The following is a 15,900-nucleotide window of genomic DNA, read 5'->3' as shown; positions in this document are numbered from 1 at the left end:
ATCTCCATGCTCGGGTGAAGGATGCCGCGGCCGCGCGGGGCCTCGAGATCGAGATCCGTGAACGGCCGGCGGCCCGCAGCCTCGTCGAAGCTGCGGAACTGCTCGGTATCCTGCCCTCCGGCATCGTGAAGACCCTCGTCGTCAAGCGCTCGGACGACACCTATCTGTTCGCGCTGGTACCGGGCGGCAGGTCGATTTCGTGGCCCAAGCTGCGTGCGGTGGTGGGTGTGAACAAGCTGCGCCTGCCTGAGCCGGAGCTGGCCCTCGCAGCGACCGGATACGAGCGCGGCACGATCGTGCCGATCGGCAGCACCACCGACTGGCCCGTCTTCGCCGACGAGTCGATCATCGGACAGCGGATCGCCATGGGCGCCGGTGCTCACGGCTACAGCCTGTTCGTGGACGCAGACGACCTCATCTCCGCCTACGGCGCGACGGTGGCCGACATCTCGGTTCCCGAAGAGGCGCGCGACTGACTCAGAGGATGCCGGCCATCCGCAGTGCGATGTCGACCAGCTTCACCCTCTGCAGCTCCTTCACCGCCTTGAGGGGAAACCACTCCGCCATGTCGGTCGAGCCGTCGGCCTCGAAGGTCAACTTCCCGCCCGTCACAGATGCGCGGTAGACGATGCGCAGCGTGTGCAGCGGCTGGTCCGACTCGCCCACCCGCTGACCGGCGGGGATCACCCGCGAGTGGATGCCGAGCAGCTCCCCGACTTTGACGCTGTAGCCGGTCTCCTCACGAAGCTCCCGCCGCACGGCGTCTTCGGGTGCCTCGCCGGCCTCGAGACCGCCACCGGGCATCGTCCAGGCGACTCGGCGTCCTTCGATCCAGCGCGCCAGAAGTATGCGTCCGTCGTCATCGGTGACGACCGCGTATGCCGCGACCCGCATGTCCATGCCCTCACACTAGCCCCCGCGCGATGACATCCACCGCTGTGTGTCGAGCCGTCATGACAGAGGGTGCCGGATCGATCAGGAATCGAGAAGCACAACCGGCCGTGGCATCCGTAGTGTGAAGTTCATCGCAGATCACGCCAGGAAAGGAACCCGTCATGGCTGACAACGAGAAGAACTTCAGCGCCGAGGAACGCGAGGCGATGAAGGAGGCCGCGGCCGACAAGCGCAAGTCGCGCTCTCGAGCGAAGAAGAGTCCTGAGGAAGTGCGCGCCGAGGGGATCGCAGATCTCGAAGCGGCGGTGGCGAAGCTGCCGGACGACAAGGATCGCGAGTTGTCGCTGGCGCTGCATGCCCTCGTCACCGAGGTCGCTCCCGAGCTGATGCCGCGCACCTACTACGGCATGCCGGCGTGGGGCAAGGACGGCAAGGTGCTGTGCTTCTTCCAGCCGGCGAGCAAGTTCAAGGTCCGCTACGGCACCTTCGGGTTCGAGCCCATCTCGAACCTCGACGACGGCACGATGTGGCCGACCGCCTACGCGCTGCTCGACCTCACTGCAGCGAACCGCAAGGTGCTCACCGAGCGCATCCGCCTCGCCGTCAGCTGAGTCGTCGTTCCCTGTCGCAGGCCCGAGCAGTAGCGTGGATGCCGTGAGCACACTGCCGTTCCCCGCTTCCGTGTACGCCGCCCGACTCGACCGCGCCGCGTCTCTCGCCGCCGACGCCGGTCTCGACGGAATAGTCGTGGGCCCGGGCCCCGACCTGCAGTATCTGGTCGGCGTCGAAGGTGACACGATCGAACGCCTCACAGCACTCGTGCTCGGTCCTGGACTCGCTCCCACGATCGTCGTGCCGAGGATGGAGCTGGCGAAGGTGAGGACCACCGCTGTGGGGGCGCTCGGACTCGCGGTCTCCGACTGGGTCGACGGCGACAACCCCTACGACCTCGTGGCCGCGGCCCTCGGCACCGTCTCGAGGGTCGGCGTCTCCGACGCACTGCCGGCACTGCACGTCATTCCGCTGGCCGACCGGATCGATGTGCGCGTCGAGCTCGCGACGCCGGTGCTGCGTGAGGGTCGCATGATCAAGGATGCCGAGGAGATCGCCGAGCTGCGGCTGGCCGGCGAGGCGATCGACGCCGTGCACAGGCGCGTGCCCGAGTGGCTGCGTGCCGGGCGCACCGAGCGCGAGGTGGCGGCCGACATCGCCGAGGCCATCGTCGCCGAGGGGCACCGCACGGTCGAGTTCGTCATCGTCGGCTCCGGCCCCAACGGCGCCGACCCGCATCACGAGGTGTCGGACCGGGTGATCGGCGACGGAGAGATCGTGGTCGTCGACATCGGGGGAGCGGTGCCCAGCGGCTACAACTCCGACAGCACCCGCACCTACGTCGTCGGCGCCCCCGACCCCGACGCTGCCGATCGCATCGCGGTGCTCGTGCGCGCTCAGCAGGCCGCGGTCGACGCCGTGCGCCCCGGAGCGACGGCCGAGCAGATCGACGCCGCGGCGCGGTCCGTGCTCGCTGAGGCGAGGCTCGGAGAGGCCTTCCTGCACCGCACCGGTCACGGCATCGGCGTCTCGGTGCACGAAGAGCCCTACATCGCGCCCGGTAACGATCTGGTGCTGCGCGAGGGCATGGCGTTCAGCATCGAACCCGGCATCTACTTCCCAGGCGAGTGGGGTGCACGCATCGAGGACATCGTCGTCGTGACCGCCGACGGATGCGAGCGCCTGAACATCGCACCCCACGGACTCACCGCGGTCTGAACCGCGCCGGCAGGTCGTCGGCGCGCGGTCGGTCAAGCCCCTTGGTCGACACGATCCCGGGTGGCAAGACTGTTCCCATGGCATCCGATCACAGCACCGAGACCGGCGATGCACGCGGCCCGGAGCACACCGCAGACGGGCATCACGTCGTCATCGACGGCCGGCGATGGCGGGCGACGGACCCGTCGATCCCCGACGCGTTCCGGCAGGAGCTCGTGGATGAGCTGATGGCTGCGCGTCGTGCCGTGAAGACGCAGGATTCCGATGCGCGACGGCGGGTGCAGGACGCGAAGACCGCGCTGGGTGAACGCGGGGAGCCCTGGTGGGAGGACCGCAGCGGCGACGGCTTCGACGAGAGGATCGCGGCCGCGCTGCGCGCGCTCACCCGCAAGCGGAACGAGTCCTCGATCTGTCCGAGTGACGTGGCGCGAACGGTGGGCGGTGAATCGTGGCGAGCGGTGATGCCGGACGTGCGGCGGGTCGCCGCCGCACTCGCAGACCGCGACGAGATCGTCGTGACTCAGAAGGGCGAACCGGTGAGCATCCGTGAGGCCAGAGGACCCGTGCGGATCATCCGCGGTCCGAAACTCTGATCACGGGCGGTTCTGACGCCGCATCCCGGCTTCAGAGCTCGTCGTGATACCCGCTGTAGGGGAAGTCCACGTCGCCGGTGTCACGCGGGTCGTACGCCACCGAGGCCACGCTGATCGTCACCTGGGTGTTCGGGGTGATCAGCACGCTCACGGCCCTGTTTCCGACCACGACCAGGTCGACGAACGTACCTGAGCTCCTCGTCGCCGACTCGATGCGTTCTCGCAGGTCGTCGACGTCCTGATCCTGGGAGAGCAGGAAGCTCGCTCCGTCGAACACGATCTCGGTCTGGATCATCGTCTCCCTGTCAGCCATGCGTGCACGCTACGCCCTCGACCTGAGAGTGAGAAGGGGGGTTGATTACTAGACGATCTTCGAGTTGTTAACAGATGCATCCACAGCTGTGGACTGGAAGAGCCCCTGATCCGGCAGGCTCGGGCAGTTGTTAACAGGGTTGTTAACACCTGTGGAGGAGCGCAGATGGCCCTAATCGAGGGCGGCCGTCTCGGCGATCAGGTCGAGTCGATCGAGAAGCAGCTGTCCTGTTCCACTCATCGCCGAGACGGCATTCACGGTGACCAGGAGGGCCACGAGTGCGAAGAAGATGACACCGGGGAGGCTTCGCCGGGAGGTGAGTGTGATGACGAGCGCCACCAGCGCCCCGATGATCGCGATCGTCTGCCCTGCGACCGAGGCGAAGGCCATCCGCAGCGCGGAGTCGACCGTGAGCGGTCCGTAGCTGTTCAAGGATGCGGAGAGTGCGATCGGGATGACGAAGAGGCTCATGATCAGCACGAAGCGGCGTCGGGCGAACCAGCGCGGTGCGCGGACCGCGACCTGAGGGTGATCGGTCGCCGTTGCACTCATCCCCGCATCGTACCCGGGGAACACACGCGAAGGGAGAAACGAGAAGGCCCCGCACGTGGCGGGGCCTTCTCGAACTGTCTCAACACAGTGTGGAGCCTAGGAGATTCGAACTCCTGACATCCTGCTTGCAAAGCAGGCGCTCTACCAACTGAGCTAAGGCCCCGTGAGGGAATTTTTAAGTTGAAAAGTGGGCCCACCAGGACTTGAACCTGGGACCTCTTCATTATCAGTGAAGCGCTCTAACCGCCTGAGCTATGGGCCCGTCAACCTCCGAAACTTTACCGGAGATTTCCGGAAATACCCAATCGAGGGCGGGGCACCGGCGCGCCCCTGCCCTCGATCATGGTCAGCGCCCCGGTCGGATGGTCACGCTGCCCGCCGAAAGCGAGACGTCGATCGCGTTCCGGGTGTCGGATGACTGGTCGACCTTCGCGTCGAGCGACCCCGCGCTGACGTCCTGGGTGATCGAGTACGACTCGTCAGGAACAGTGAGGTCGACCGACCCCGCGCTCACGTCGATCGTCGTCTGCGACGGCGCATGTCCGGTCAGCTCGAGGTTGAGATCGCCTGCCGAGACGCTGAGATCCGCCTCGTCGACGCCGTCGAGCAGCGCGTCCGCGCGTCCGGCGCTCATGTCGATGGTGAGGCTCCGTGCGGCTGCTTCGACATCGAGCGCGCCCGCGTTGACCGTGATGTCGAGAGCGCCGAACTCGCCGACCACATCGAGGCTGCCCGCGTCGAGGGTGAGATCGGCATCGAGCTGTACGTCGAGAAGGTCTTCGGGGAGAGTCAGCACGGCTGACTGGTCGTCGCCGAACCAGCTGCCGAACCACCATCCGAACCGGAACTCGGGACTGCGCACCACCAGGTCGTCGCCGTCGCGCTCGAGAGTCCACGCCGGGCCACGGGCGTCGGTGACGGCCAGCCGGGCCTCGTCGACATCCCCGAACTCGATGCGCATGTTTCCCGCATCCACGTCGAGGTCGAGGCCCTTGATTCCCGATGCATCCTCGGTCAGCACCGAGTCGCTGCCCTGCGTGGAGCCCATCATGCTGCCGGTCGCCGCGAACGCCGCAGACCCTCCCGCACCGAGGAGCGCGATACCGCCGACGATCGCCGTCACGATCATGATCGCCGTCGTGCCCGATGAACGGCCGGCATCGGCGGGCGCCGCCTGAGCAACGGGAGCAGTGGTGGGCGCCGGTGCCTGATCGTGGCCCTGAGGCGCGGAAGCCGGCGGGGGAGTGAGGGGGGTGTGCCCGCCCTGGAAGTCGTCGTTCGAGGTCATCGTCCCAGTCCTGTCTGTCCGGTCGGCGTGGTGCCGCCCGTGTTCTCGATGTGTGCGAGGGCCGCCAGCACGCGTCGGTTGCCCGACTCGCCCTGCTCGAAGCCCAGTTTCTGGAAGATCGCGGTGATGTGCTTCTCGACGCTCGCCTCGGAGAGGAAGAGCAGGCCCGCGATCGCCTGATTCGACTTGCCTTCGGCGATGAGCGACAGCACGGTGCGCTCGCGCTCGGTGAGACGCTGCATGCGGTCGTCGCGGTTGCGACGGGTGAGCAGCTGAGCCACGACCTCGGGGTCGAGCACCGTCGCGCCCTCAGAGATCCTCTGCACCGAGGCGAGGAACTCCGAGACGTCGGCGACCCGATCCTTGAGCAGGTAGCCCAGCGGCCCGCCCTGCGCGGAGATGAGGTCGGACGCATAGCGCTCCTCGACGTACTGCGAGAGAACGAGCAGCGGCAGCGCAGGGTGCGTGACGCGCAGTCCGAGCGCCGCGCGGATGCCCTCGTCGGTGAACGTCGGGGGCAGCCGCACGTCGAGGATGCAGAGCTCCGGATCGGTCTCGATCACGGCCTCACTGAGACCGTCGGTGTCGGCGAGAGCGGCGACCACACTGTGGCCGGCATCCTCGAGCAGTCGCACCAGTCCCTCGCGCAACAGGACGGAGTCCTCGCAGATCAGGATGCGCATGGCACGTTCACCTCCAGGCTGGTCGGCCCGCCGACGGGGCTCTCGAGACGGAAGGTCCCGCCCGCTGCCAGGACGCGGTTCGCGATGCCGTCGAGGCCACCGCCCGGTTGCACCTGTGCGCCGCCCATGCCGTTGTCTTCGACACGTGCCCAGAGCACTCCACCGTCGCGAAGACGAACGGTGACCCGGGCCTCACTGGCTCGTGAATGCTTGGCGGCGTTCGTGAGCGACTCGGCGATCGAGAAGTACACGGCGGCCTCGGCCTCACGGCTGCAGCGTCCGTCCATCCTCACGTCGAGACTCACGGGGATGTGGGATCGCCCTGCGAGGGCCGACAGGGCTGCGTCGAGGCCTCGATCGTCGAGGACGGATGCATGGATGCCTCGGGCGAGCTGTCGCAGCTCGGTGATCGCTGCCTTGGTCGAGGTGTGCGCTTCAGCGATCAGCTCTTTCGCGGCATCCGGATCGTTGTCGATCTTCTGCTGCGCGAGCCCCAGGGTCATGCCGACCGACACGAGGCGGGGCTGGACGCCGTCGTGCAGATCCCGCTCGATGCGGGTGCGCTCGACGTCTGCGGCGCGCACGGCGCCCTCGCGCTGAGCGGTGCTGGTGCGCACTCGCTCCGTGAGCTCTGCTTCACGGCTGCGAACGACGATGGCGAGCGAGAGCACCCGGTTCAGCAGTGCCAGGCCGATCATTCCGGCGATGCAGGCGGCGATGCCGAGGATGCCGACGAGCGGCGCCCACGCAGGGTCGATGCCGCCCCCGCCGAACGGGCCCATCACGGCGTCCGCTCCGGTGAGGGGTGCGAACGAGATCGTGATCGACCAGACGAGGCCGAAGGCGAGGCGCAGCACGATCCAGCCGAGCACAGCGGTGATCGCGAAGTTGGCGAGGGCGCGCCACATGCGGCCGTCGATGGCCTGGCGTCCGAGCGAGCGCAGCCAGCCCACGAATCCGGGGCGGTCCCGCGGGCGCCACCGGAGCGGCGTGATCGGCGACCGGTAGAGGGCGCTGACCCGGGCCACCTCGAACCAGCCCACGCCGAAGAGGGCGTAGACGAGTCCGACGAGCAGCACGATGCCGACGCCCGCCGCGAAGAGCAGGCCGAGCCCGGTGCCGAGGAGTCCGGAAAGAGTCGCGAAGATGAAGCCGCCGATGACTCCGATGCCTGCGAGGTGCAGGATCGTGAGCACGATGCGCAGCGGCGGCTTCGTGGCCGTCGCCGGTGGTGGCGTGGCAGTGTGTGTCGTCATGGTTCAAAGGTACGGCGGCGCCGATCGGGCCGACACCGAGCCAACCAGACACCCGGCTTCGGGTTTTCCCTACTCCGTCGGAGAGCACAGAAGAGGGGCGGATGCCGACGCATCCGCCCCTCTTCGAATCCGGAGGATCAGTTCGACATGAAGCCGACGAGCAGACCGCCCGTCACCTTCACGGCGACGTTGTAGATGCCGGCGACGACCGCGCCGAGCACCGTGAACACGATGAGGTTCAGGATCGAGACGACGGCGGCGAACGCCATCACCTGCGGCAGACCTGCCACCTCGGAGATGCGCACCGAGTTGTCGGTGATCGCGCCGACGATCTCGTCGGCCTGAGTGAGGAGGCCCGTGGCCTGGAGCACCAGGAAGATCAGGAAGAACGACACCATGGTGACGATCGCGAGTGCGACCGCTCCGAGGAACGAGAGCTTCACGGCCGACCAGAAGTCGACATAGACGAGACGCAGGCGCACCTGCTTGCCACTGGTCTTGCGCGTGGACTTCTTCGCCAGCTTGTCGGCTACTGTGCTCATGCGTCTGCTTCCTCAGGGTTCTCGTTCGTCTCGGGGGCGGTGGACTCGGCGTCCACCTCAGCCTCATCCGATTCGTCTTCCTCGGTGAGGCCCCGCTCGCCGTTGCGGGCGATGGCGAGGATCCGGTCGGCTTCCGTCGTCCGTGCGAACACCACTCCCATGGTGTCTCGGCCCTTGGCGGGCACCTCGGCCACGGCAGAGCGTACCACCTTGCCGCTGGACAGAACCACAAGGACCTCGTCGTCGGCCGAGACCATCAGACCACCCGCGAGAGTGCCCCGATCGTCGTGCAGCTTGGCCACCTTGATGCCGAAACCACCGCGTCCCTGGACGCGATATTCCTCGACGGCCGTGCGCTTCGCGTACCCGCCGTCCGTCACCACGAACACGAACTGACCGGGAGCGGCGACGGATGCCGACAGCAGGCTGTCGCCCTCACGGAACTTCATGCCCTTCACTCCGGCGGTCGCGCGTCCCATCGGTCGCAGCGCATCGTCGGTCGCGCTGAACCTGACCGACATGCCCCGGCGGCTGATGAGAAGGATGTCGTCCTCGGCGTTGACCATGAGCGCCGAGACCAGCTCGTCTTCGTCGTTCAGACGGATCGCGATGACGCCGCCCTGGCGGTTGGTGTCATACGTGTCGAGGCGCGTCTTCTTGACGAGACCGTCGCGCGTCGCGAGCACCAGATAGTCGGCGACCGCGTAGTCGCGGATGTCGAGCACCTGCGCGATGTTCTCGTCGGGCTGGAGTGCGAGCAGGTTCGCGACGTGCGTCCCCTTCGCGTCGCGCCCGGCCTCGGGGACCTCATAGGTCTTCGCGCGGTAGACGCGTCCCTTGTCGGTGAAGAACAGCAGCCAGTGGTGGGTCGTCGTCACGAAGAAGTGCTCGACGATGTCATCCGCTCGCAGCTGCGCGCCCTTGATGCCCTTGCCGCCGCGGTGCTGCGAACGGTAGTTGTCGCTCCGCGTGCGCTTGATGTACCCGGCGCGGGTGATGGTGACGACCATCTCCTCCTCGGCGATGAGGTCTTCCATCGAGACATCGCCGTCGAAGCCGTGCAGGATGTGCGTGCGGCGGTCGTCGCCGAAGCGCTCGACGATGCCGGTGAGCTCTTCGCGGATGATGTCGCGCTGCAGCATCTCGTCGGCCAGGATCGCCTGGTACTCGGCGATGAGCCGCTCGAGCTCGGCCGCCTCGTCGAGGATCTTCTGCCGCTCGAGAGCCGCGAGGCGACGGAGCTGCATGTCGAGGATGGCCTGCGCCTGGTCGTCGTCGATGTCGAGGAGCTTCTTCAGTCCCTCGCGTGCGTCGTCGACCGTGGCCGACCGACGGATCAGAGCGATGACCTCGTCGAGCGCATCGAGCGCCTTGAGGTAGCCGCGCAGGATGTGCATGCGACGCTCGGCCTTCGCCAGACGGAAGCGCGTGCGACGGACGATGACTTCGAGCTGGTGGGTGATCCAGTAGGTCACGAACCCGTCGATCGCCAGCGTGCGCGGCACGCCGTCGACGATGGCCAGCATGTTCGCGCCGAAGTTCTCCTGCAGCTGCGTGTGCTTGTACAGGTTGTTGAGCACGACCTTCGCGACCGCGTCGCGCTTGAGCACGACGACGAGGCGCTGACCCGTGCGGTCGGACGACTCGTCGCGGATGTCGGCGATGCCGCTGATCTTGCCGTCGCGCACGAGATCGCCGATCTTCACGGCGACGTTGTCGGGGTTGACCTGGTAGGGCAGCTCGGTGATCACGAGGCACGTGCGGCCCTGGATCTCCTCGACGTTGACGACCGCGCGCATCGTGATCGATCCGCGGCCGGTGCGATAGGCCTCGTGGATTCCCTTGGTGCCCAGGATCTGAGCGCCGGTGGGGAAGTCGGGGCCCGGAACGCGCTGGATCAGCCCGTCGAGGAGCTCTTCACGCGGAAGGCCGGGGTTGTCGAGCGCCCAGAGCGCAGCATCCGAGATCTCGCGCAGGTTGTGCGGGGGGATGTTCGTCGCCATGCCGACGGCGATTCCGACCGAGCCGTTGACGAGCAGGTTCGGGAACCGCGCCGGAAGGACCGTCGGCTCCTGGGTCTGGCCGTCGTAGTTGTCCTGGAAGTCGACGGTGTCTTCTTCGATGTCGCGCACCATCTCGAGCGCGAGCGGAGCCATCTTCGTCTCGGTGTATCGAGGAGCGGCGGCTCCCATGTTCCCGGGGGACCCGAAGTTGCCCTGACCCAGCGCGAGCGGGTACCGCAGCGCCCACGGCTGCACGAGACGCACGAGGGCGTCGTAGATCGCCGAGTCACCGTGCGGGTGGTACTGACCCATGACCTCGCCCACGACACGGGCGCACTTCGAGAACGACTTGTCGGGGCGGAACCCGCCGTCGTACATGCCGTAGATCACGCGGCGATGCACAGGCTTCAGACCGTCGCGCACGTCGGGCAGGGCACGTCCGACGATGACGGCCATCGCGTAGTCGAGATAGCTGCGCTCCATCTCGAACTTCAGGTCGACCTGGTCGATGTTCCCGTGGTCGTGGGCCGGGGGCTCGGGGCGTACTTCGTCAGTCATGTGTGTTGTCGATTCCGGTCGTTATTCGAGCGAATGCAGGGCGCGGAGCGCCTCAGATGTCGAGGAAGCGGACGTCCTTGGCGTTGCGCTGGATGAAGCTGCGTCGCGATTCGACGTCCTCACCCATCAGCACGCTGAAGATCTCGTCTGCCGCCGCGGCATCCTCGATGGTCACCTGGCGGAGCGTCCGCGTCGTGTGATCCATCGTGGTCTCCCACAGCTCCTTGGCGTTCATCTCGCCGAGACCCTTGTAGCGCTGGATGCCGGCATCCTTCGGGATGCGCTTGCCGTTGTCGAGGCCGAACTTGAGCAGCGCATCGCGCTCTGCGTCGCTGAACACGTACTCGTGCGGCTGGTTCGACCACTTGAGGCGGTACAGCGGCGGCATCGCGAGGTACACGAAGCCCGCCTCGATGAGGCCGCGCATGTAGCGGAACAGCAGCGTGAGCAGCAGCGTCGTGATGTGCTGCCCGTCGACGTCGGCATCCGCCATCAGCACGATCTTGTGATAGCGCGCCTTCTCGATGTCGAAGTCCTCGCCGATGCCCGTGCCGAAGGCCTGGATCATCGCCTGGACCTCGCGGTTGCCCAGCGCCTTGTCGAGGCGAGCGCGCTCGACGTTGAGGATCTTGCCGCGGAGCGCGAGGATCGCCTGCGTGTGCGGGTCACGTCCCTGCACTGCCGAACCGCCGGCCGAGTCACCCTCGACGAGGAAGATCTCGCTGATCGAAGGGTCCTTGCTGGTGCAGTCCTTGAGCTTGTCGGGCATCGCGGCCGACTCGAACACGCTCTTGCGCCGTGCGGTCTCGCGCGCCTTGCGCGCGGCCAGGCGCGCCGTCGCGGCGTCGAGCGCCTTGCGGATGATGATCTTCGCCTGGGCCGGGTTGCGGTCGAACCAGTCGCCGAGCTGATCGCCCACGACCTTCTGCACGAACGCCTTGGCCTCGGTGTTGCCCAGCTTGGTCTTGGTCTGACCCTCGAACTGGGGCTCGCCCAGTTTGATCGAGATGACGGCGGTCAATCCCTCGCGGACGTCGTCTCCGGAGAGGTTGTCGTCCTTCTCCTTGAGGATGTTGTTCGCACGCGCGTACTTGTTCACCAGCGTGGTGAGCGCGGCGCGGAAGCCCTCTTCGTGGGTTCCACCCTCGTGCGTGTTGATCGTGTTCGCATAGGTGAAGACGTTCTCGGTGTACGACGTGGTCCACTGCATCGCGACCTCGAGCGAGATCTTGCGCGCCGTGTCCTCGGACTCGAACGCGATGATCTCCTCGTTGACGACCTCGGCGTGACGCACCTTGTTCAGGTACTCGACGTAGTCGACGAGTCCGCGCTCGTAGAAGAAGACATCACCGGGCTGCTTCGTGACGGTCACACCGGATTCTTCGACCTCGTAGGCCGAGGACGCGCGCTCATCGAGCAGCTCGATGCGAAGACCCTTGTTGAGGAACGCCATCTGCTGGAAGCGCGTGCGCAGGGTGTCGTAGTCGAAGTCGATCGACTCGGTGAAGATCGAGGCATCCGGCCAGAACGTGATGCTCGTGCCGGTGTCGTCGGTCGCCTCGCCCTTGACGAGCTTCTGCTGCGGCACTCCGCCGTCGGCGAAGCTGTGCCGCCAGACGAAGCCCTTCTGCTTGACCTCGACGTCGAAGCGGGTCGACAGGGCGTTCACGACAGAGGAGCCGACGCCGTGCAGACCACCGGAGACGGCATACGCGCCGCCACCGAACTTGCCACCGGCGTGCAGGATCGTGAGCACGACCTCGACCGTCGACTTCGACGGGTCGGAGGAGTGCGGGTCGACCGGGATTCCGCGGCCGTTGTCGATGACGCGCACGCCGCCGTCTTCGAGCAGCGTCACGTGGATCGTGTCTGCGTAGCCGGCGAGAGCCTCATCGACCGAGTTGTCGACGATCTCGTAGACCAGGTGGTGCAGACCTCGCGGACCCGTGGAACCGATGTACATTCCGGGTCGCTTGCGCACCGCCTCGAGTCCCTCGAGGATCTGGATCGAGTCGGCGCCGTACTCGCCGGGCTGCTTGATCTTGGGGGAGATCGATGTGGACCTCGTCTCCGCTTCCGCGGGAGCCTGGGTCTCTGCGCCCTGTGAGGGGTCAGGGGTTTCCCCGGTGGTCGATTCCGTCTCGTCAGCAGGGAATTCAGGCGTCATCAGAGGGCATTCTCCACATCAATATCACGAACTCCCATTCTAGCGGTCTTTCGACTCGAAATCCCGCTGAACGGCCGTGTGTGGCCCTCTGAGCCTCTTGAACCCCCTGAACGGTGCCCTACCCGTAGGTATCGCGCGGGCCCCGTCCTGGAACGACTCTGGGACCCCATTTCCATGAGGGTACGTCCGGTCCGATGAAGCGGAGGTTCTCGACCCCCGCATCCGGATACCGTCGGCCGATCTCGGTGAGGATGGTCCCGCGCATGTACTGCAGGTTCTTCGCCCAGGCCGTCGAATCGCACTTCACGGTGAGCACTCCGCGTTCGAGCGAGACGGGTTCGGAGTGCTTCGCCGTGTCCGTACCCGCAAGATCGGCCCACTGCCTGACCAGGTCTTCACGGGCAAGAGTCTTCTGCCACCCGGAGTCGCGGCTGAGCTTGTCGAGCACCGCTCCGAGGGGACCGGGGTCACGTCCGGGCGTGAAGGGGGCGTTGTCATCGTCGGTGACGATGCGCCGCTTGCGCTTCCACGTCTTGGAGCTCGGTGCGAGACCGCGCAGACGCAGATACGTCGCGACCGTCTCCGGAGTCTCGGATGCCGGAACGGGTGCGGCGTCACTCATGCGGCACCTCCCTCTCATCGCTGATGGTTCCGGCCGAGATCCTCACCACATGCGCGTGGAGCACCTCGGGGATATCCTCCTCCACGGCCGCGGTCACGACCACCTGCTCGTACCCTGCGGTCAGCGCGGCGAGGCGCTGACGGCGCTCGGCGTCGAGTTCGGCGAACACGTCGTCGAGGATGAGCACGGGGTCGCCGGCGGGGGACTCGCTGCGCAGCAGCTCGGCCGAGGCGAGGCGCAGGGCGAGAGCAACCGACCACGATTCCCCATGCGACGCATAGCCCTTCACGGGCAGCCCGCGAACGCGGAGAACGAGATCGTCGCGATGGGGTCCGGTGAGGGTGAGCCCGCGGTCGAGCTCGTTCGACCGCTTGGCGAGCAGTGCGGCGTGGAACATCTCGGCGATGTCTCCCGAGGTCTCGGCCGGCGCGTCGACCCCCTCTTCGGGGTCTGCCCCTCGCACCGAGAGTGCCCAGTCGAGCTGGGGACGATGGTCTTCGCCGGCGATCGCCGCATACGCCTCTGCCACCGGGGTCTGGAGGTCGGCCGCCAGACGCTGTCGTGCCGTGATGATCTCTGCTCCGAGGGAGACCAGCTTGTCGTCCCACACATCGAGGGTGCTCAGGCCCTCGCCCTTGATGCCCCGCGCTCGGGCCGACTTGAGAAGGGCGTTGCGCTGCTTGAGCACACGGTCGTAGTCGGCGAGCACCGACGACATGCGAGGAGTGCGCTGTATGAGCAGCTGGTCGACGAAGCGACGCCGAGAAGACGGGTCGCCGCGCACGATCTGCAGATCCTCCGGGGCGAACAGCACCACATGGGCATACCGGGGAAGCTCGTTGGTCTTCGACGGCGAGCCGTTGATGCGTGCCTTGTTCGAGCCGTGCTTGTTGAGCTGAACCTCGATCAGCACTTTGCGTTCGCCGTGCGAGAGGCGCGCGCGGATGATCGCGAAATCCTGACCTTCACGCACCATCGGCGCATCCGACGAGACCCTGTGAGAGCCGAGCGTGGCGAGGAAGACGACGGCCTCGGCGAGGTTGGTCTTGCCCTGACCGTTGCGGCCGACCAGGACGTTGGGCCCCTTGTGCAGTGCGAGATCCGCGGTCGCGTAGTTGCGGAAGTCGACCAGGCTCAGGTGTTCCACAATCACGCTGTCAGCCTACCTTCGGGGTCTGACACCGCTGTCGCCGCGCGGAGCGCGCCCGTCGCAGGATCAGCGGAGCAGCAGGTTGGGCTGCAGCAGGTACTTGAACGAGTCGAGTCCGGCCTGATCGACCGAGGTCTGGCTCGTGATCAGCACGGGGCTGAGCTTGTTCGCGTTGTCGCTCGAGGTGAACGTGACGCGCACGAACTCGCTCTTGACCGCTCCGAGTGCCTCGATGAGGTACTGCGGGTTGAGACCGAGAGTGACATCGTCGCCACCGTTCAGGATCGCGTCGACGGACTCCGATGCACGGGCGTGCTCACTGCCCGACGCGTCCATCGTGACGCTGTCGGACGTGAACGTGAAGCGCAGCGGGGCTGCACGATCCAGCACGAGCGACACACGGCGCACCGCTTCGACCAGGTCGGCGGTGTTGACGACCGCGTAGTGCTCGGTCTGCTCGGGGAAGAGACGACGGACAGGCGGGAAGTTGCCCTTGATCAGCAGCGAGGTGACGGTCTTGTTGCCCGCCGTGAAGGCGATGATCTCACGATCGCCGGCTCCGGAGAACGCGATCTGGATCGTTCCGGCGTGACCGAAGGTCTTTCCGACCTCGAGAAGCGTGCGTGCGGGAACCAGTGCGCTCGCCTCGACGGCTTCGCCATCCCACGGCACGTCCCTGAGCGAGACGCGGTAGCGGTCGGTGGCGACCAGGCTGAGCGTGTGCCCGGAGACTTCGAGCTGGACACCGGTGAGCACAGGGGTGACATCATCGCGTGATGCGGCGAAGCCGACCTGTGCGATCGCCGTTCCGAAGTCGTCGGCGGGAACCACACCGGACGAGCCTGAGACCTCGGGGATCGAGGGATATTCCTCGACCGGCATGGCTGCGAGGGTGAATCGTGCGGAGCCACAGGTCACCGTGATGCTGCCGTCGTCCTCGACGGCGATCTCGATCGGTGCGTTGGGGAGGCGGCTGGCGATGTCGGAGAGCAGTCGACCGTGGACGAGGATCGTGCCGGGAGTGTCGACCGTGGCTTCGATGGTGGTCCGAGCGGATGCTTCGTAGTCGAAAGCGGAGAGAGTCAGTCCGGATCCGTCTGCCTCGATCAGGACTCCGGCGAGGATCGGCTGCGGGTTGCGCTGCGGAAGGAGCTTGACGACGAAGGACACAGCCTCGCTGAAGACATCGCGGTTGACCTGAAACCTCACGGGTGCTCCCTTGTCGTCATTCTGAGACGGTTCGTCATCGGTCCTGCCTGTGCAGGGCTTCCCATGCTAGCCCCACAGTCGGGCGTATCCCTACGAGCGGCGCAAACCTCCGTCCCGTCGGACTTTCCCCACCGTCTGGTGATCGGATCGCCCTTGAATTGAATTAACTCCTTAACGGTGTTAACACCTGTGGATACTGTGGATAACTCGGTGGAAAGCAGACGCGAGTAAGGAACTACACGGTTGTCAGTTGTGGAAACCCTGAGGAATCCGCGGGTGGACACCTTCCCCTCGGTCCGA

The 15,900-nt window shown here is 66.4% G+C and carries 16 protein-coding genes and 2 tRNA genes; 4 read left to right on the top strand and 14 right to left on the bottom strand.

The annotated features are described in order from the left end of the window. Window positions 1-14: 14 nt before the first annotated feature. Window positions 15-476 carry an aminoacyl-tRNA deacylase gene (locus tag MRBLMI13_RS08295; RefSeq protein ID WP_042541035.1) on the top strand — a complete coding sequence of 154 codons (462 nt, stop codon included), beginning with the start codon at window positions 15-17 and terminating at the stop codon, window positions 474-476. 1 nt (window position 477) lies between these two features. Here MRBLMI13_RS08295 and MRBLMI13_RS08290 read toward each other — a convergent pair whose 3' ends face one another. Beyond that, window positions 478-900 (bottom strand): NUDIX hydrolase, encoded by a 423-nt coding sequence (locus tag MRBLMI13_RS08290; RefSeq protein WP_042541037.1) that lies wholly within the window; start codon window positions 898-900, stop codon window positions 478-480. A gap of 155 nt (window positions 901-1,055) precedes the next feature. Here MRBLMI13_RS08290 and MRBLMI13_RS08285 point away from each other — a divergent pair, with 155 nt between their 5' ends. The 3 genes from MRBLMI13_RS08285 to MRBLMI13_RS08275 all read left to right on the top strand — a co-directional run bounded on the left by MRBLMI13_RS08285 (window position 1,056) and on the right by MRBLMI13_RS08275 (window position 3,257). Beyond that, a complete protein-coding gene (locus MRBLMI13_RS08285) occupies window positions 1,056-1,505 on the top strand; it encodes a DUF1801 domain-containing protein (RefSeq protein WP_056375000.1) in 450 nt (149 codons plus the stop codon). A 43-nt stretch (window positions 1,506-1,548) separates the two neighbouring features. Then, window positions 1,549-2,664 carry a M24 family metallopeptidase gene (locus MRBLMI13_RS08280; RefSeq protein ID WP_367821741.1) on the top strand — a complete coding sequence of 372 codons (1,116 nt, stop codon included), beginning with the start codon at window positions 1,549-1,551 and terminating at the stop codon, window positions 2,662-2,664. Between the two features lie 77 nt (window positions 2,665-2,741). After that, window positions 2,742-3,257 carry a DUF3253 domain-containing protein gene (locus MRBLMI13_RS08275; RefSeq protein ID WP_367821739.1) on the top strand — a complete coding sequence of 172 codons (516 nt, stop codon included), beginning with the start codon at window positions 2,742-2,744 and terminating at the stop codon, window positions 3,255-3,257. Window positions 3,258-3,288: 31 nt separating this feature from the next. Here the strand turns inward: MRBLMI13_RS08275 and MRBLMI13_RS08270 are convergent, their stop codons facing one another. From MRBLMI13_RS08270 to dnaN, 13 genes are all read right to left on the bottom strand, one after another. Next, window positions 3,289-3,570, bottom strand: coding sequence for a hypothetical protein (locus tag MRBLMI13_RS08270; protein WP_042541043.1), 282 nt, complete (start codon window positions 3,568-3,570; stop codon window positions 3,289-3,291). A 171-nt stretch (window positions 3,571-3,741) separates the two neighbouring features. After that, window positions 3,742-4,122 (bottom strand): hypothetical protein, encoded by a 381-nt coding sequence (locus MRBLMI13_RS08265; protein ID WP_367821737.1) that lies wholly within the window; start codon window positions 4,120-4,122, stop codon window positions 3,742-3,744. A gap of 90 nt (window positions 4,123-4,212) precedes the next feature. Beyond that, window positions 4,213-4,285, bottom strand: a tRNA-Ala gene (locus tag MRBLMI13_RS08260). 25 nt (window positions 4,286-4,310) lie between these two features. After that, window positions 4,311-4,384, bottom strand: a tRNA-Ile gene (locus MRBLMI13_RS08255). An 84-nt stretch (window positions 4,385-4,468) separates the two neighbouring features. Continuing rightward, the gene (locus MRBLMI13_RS08250; RefSeq protein ID WP_367821735.1) at window positions 4,469-5,410 is read right to left on the bottom strand and encodes a DUF4097 family beta strand repeat-containing protein; all 942 of its coding nucleotides are present in this window, start codon (window positions 5,408-5,410) and stop codon (window positions 4,469-4,471) included. Beyond that, window positions 5,407-6,093, bottom strand: a complete 687-nt coding sequence (locus MRBLMI13_RS08245; protein ID WP_042541046.1) for a LuxR C-terminal-related transcriptional regulator — start codon at window positions 6,091-6,093, stop codon at window positions 5,407-5,409. The genes MRBLMI13_RS08250 and MRBLMI13_RS08245 overlap by 4 nt, the downstream gene beginning before the upstream one ends. Continuing rightward, window positions 6,081-7,349, bottom strand: coding sequence for a sensor histidine kinase (locus MRBLMI13_RS08240; RefSeq protein WP_309692462.1), 1,269 nt, complete (start codon window positions 7,347-7,349; stop codon window positions 6,081-6,083). Before MRBLMI13_RS08240 ends, MRBLMI13_RS08245 begins: the two co-directional genes overlap by 13 nt. Window positions 7,350-7,486: 137 nt before the next feature. Beyond that, window positions 7,487-7,891: a DUF3566 domain-containing protein gene (locus tag MRBLMI13_RS08235; RefSeq protein WP_042541050.1), complete on the bottom strand. Its 405-nt coding sequence runs from the start codon at window positions 7,889-7,891 to the stop codon at window positions 7,487-7,489. After that, window positions 7,888-10,452 carry a DNA gyrase subunit A gene (gene gyrA / locus MRBLMI13_RS08230; protein WP_042541052.1) on the bottom strand — a complete coding sequence of 855 codons (2,565 nt, stop codon included), beginning with the start codon at window positions 10,450-10,452 and terminating at the stop codon, window positions 7,888-7,890. Before gyrA ends, MRBLMI13_RS08235 begins: the two co-directional genes overlap by 4 nt. Before the next feature lie 52 nt (window positions 10,453-10,504). Next, window positions 10,505-12,619: a DNA topoisomerase (ATP-hydrolyzing) subunit B gene (gene gyrB / locus MRBLMI13_RS08225; protein ID WP_367821731.1), complete on the bottom strand. Its 2,115-nt coding sequence runs from the start codon at window positions 12,617-12,619 to the stop codon at window positions 10,505-10,507. A gap of 118 nt (window positions 12,620-12,737) precedes the next feature. After that, entirely contained in the window at window positions 12,738-13,241 is a 504-nt protein-coding gene (locus MRBLMI13_RS08220; protein WP_042541559.1) for a DUF721 domain-containing protein, read from the bottom strand. Continuing rightward, window positions 13,234-14,394 (bottom strand): DNA replication/repair protein RecF, encoded by a 1,161-nt coding sequence (recF, locus tag MRBLMI13_RS08215; protein ID WP_367821729.1) that lies wholly within the window; start codon window positions 14,392-14,394, stop codon window positions 13,234-13,236. The genes MRBLMI13_RS08220 and recF overlap by 8 nt, the downstream gene beginning before the upstream one ends. Before the next feature lie 63 nt (window positions 14,395-14,457). Continuing rightward, the gene (gene dnaN / locus MRBLMI13_RS08210; protein ID WP_042541557.1) at window positions 14,458-15,600 is read right to left on the bottom strand and encodes a DNA polymerase III subunit beta; all 1,143 of its coding nucleotides are present in this window, start codon (window positions 15,598-15,600) and stop codon (window positions 14,458-14,460) included. Between the last annotated feature and the right edge of the window lie 300 nt (window positions 15,601-15,900).

The sequence above is a fragment of the Microbacterium sp. LMI13-1-1.1 genome, from assembly GCF_040815625.1.
Taxonomy (GTDB): Bacteria; Actinomycetota; Actinomycetes; order Actinomycetales; family Microbacteriaceae; genus Microbacterium; species Microbacterium forte.
Note: the sequence above shows the minus strand (reverse complement) of the source record. Positions and strands in the feature narration are given on the sequence as shown.

Excerpts from the sequence above, each read along its gene's own strand:
- MRBLMI13_RS08285 (WP_056375000.1), top strand. The coding sequence starts at position 1,056 with ATGGCTGACAACGAGAAGAACTTCAGCGCCGAGGAACGCGAGGCGATG.
- MRBLMI13_RS08240 (WP_309692462.1), bottom strand. The coding sequence starts at position 7,349 with ATGACGACACACACTGCCACGCCACCACCGGCGACGGCCACGAAGCCG.
- MRBLMI13_RS08270 (WP_042541043.1), bottom strand. The coding sequence starts at position 3,570 with ATGGCTGACAGGGAGACGATGATCCAGACCGAGATCGTGTTCGACGGA.
- MRBLMI13_RS08275 (WP_367821739.1), top strand. The coding sequence starts at position 2,742 with ATGGCATCCGATCACAGCACCGAGACCGGCGATGCACGCGGCCCGGAG.
- MRBLMI13_RS08265 (WP_367821737.1), bottom strand. The coding sequence starts at position 4,122 with ATGAGTGCAACGGCGACCGATCACCCTCAGGTCGCGGTCCGCGCACCG.
- MRBLMI13_RS08235 (WP_042541050.1), bottom strand. The coding sequence starts at position 7,891 with ATGAGCACAGTAGCCGACAAGCTGGCGAAGAAGTCCACGCGCAAGACC.
- MRBLMI13_RS08245 (WP_042541046.1), bottom strand. The coding sequence starts at position 6,093 with ATGCGCATCCTGATCTGCGAGGACTCCGTCCTGTTGCGCGAGGGACTG.
- MRBLMI13_RS08220 (WP_042541559.1), bottom strand. The coding sequence starts at position 13,241 with ATGAGTGACGCCGCACCCGTTCCGGCATCCGAGACTCCGGAGACGGTC.
- gyrB (WP_367821731.1), bottom strand. The coding sequence starts at position 12,619 with ATGACGCCTGAATTCCCTGCTGACGAGACGGAATCGACCACCGGGGAA.
- gyrA (WP_042541052.1), bottom strand. The coding sequence starts at position 10,452 with ATGACTGACGAAGTACGCCCCGAGCCCCCGGCCCACGACCACGGGAAC.
- MRBLMI13_RS08250 (WP_367821735.1), bottom strand. The coding sequence starts at position 5,410 with ATGACCTCGAACGACGACTTCCAGGGCGGGCACACCCCCCTCACTCCC.
- MRBLMI13_RS08290 (WP_042541037.1), bottom strand. The coding sequence starts at position 900 with ATGGACATGCGGGTCGCGGCATACGCGGTCGTCACCGATGACGACGGA.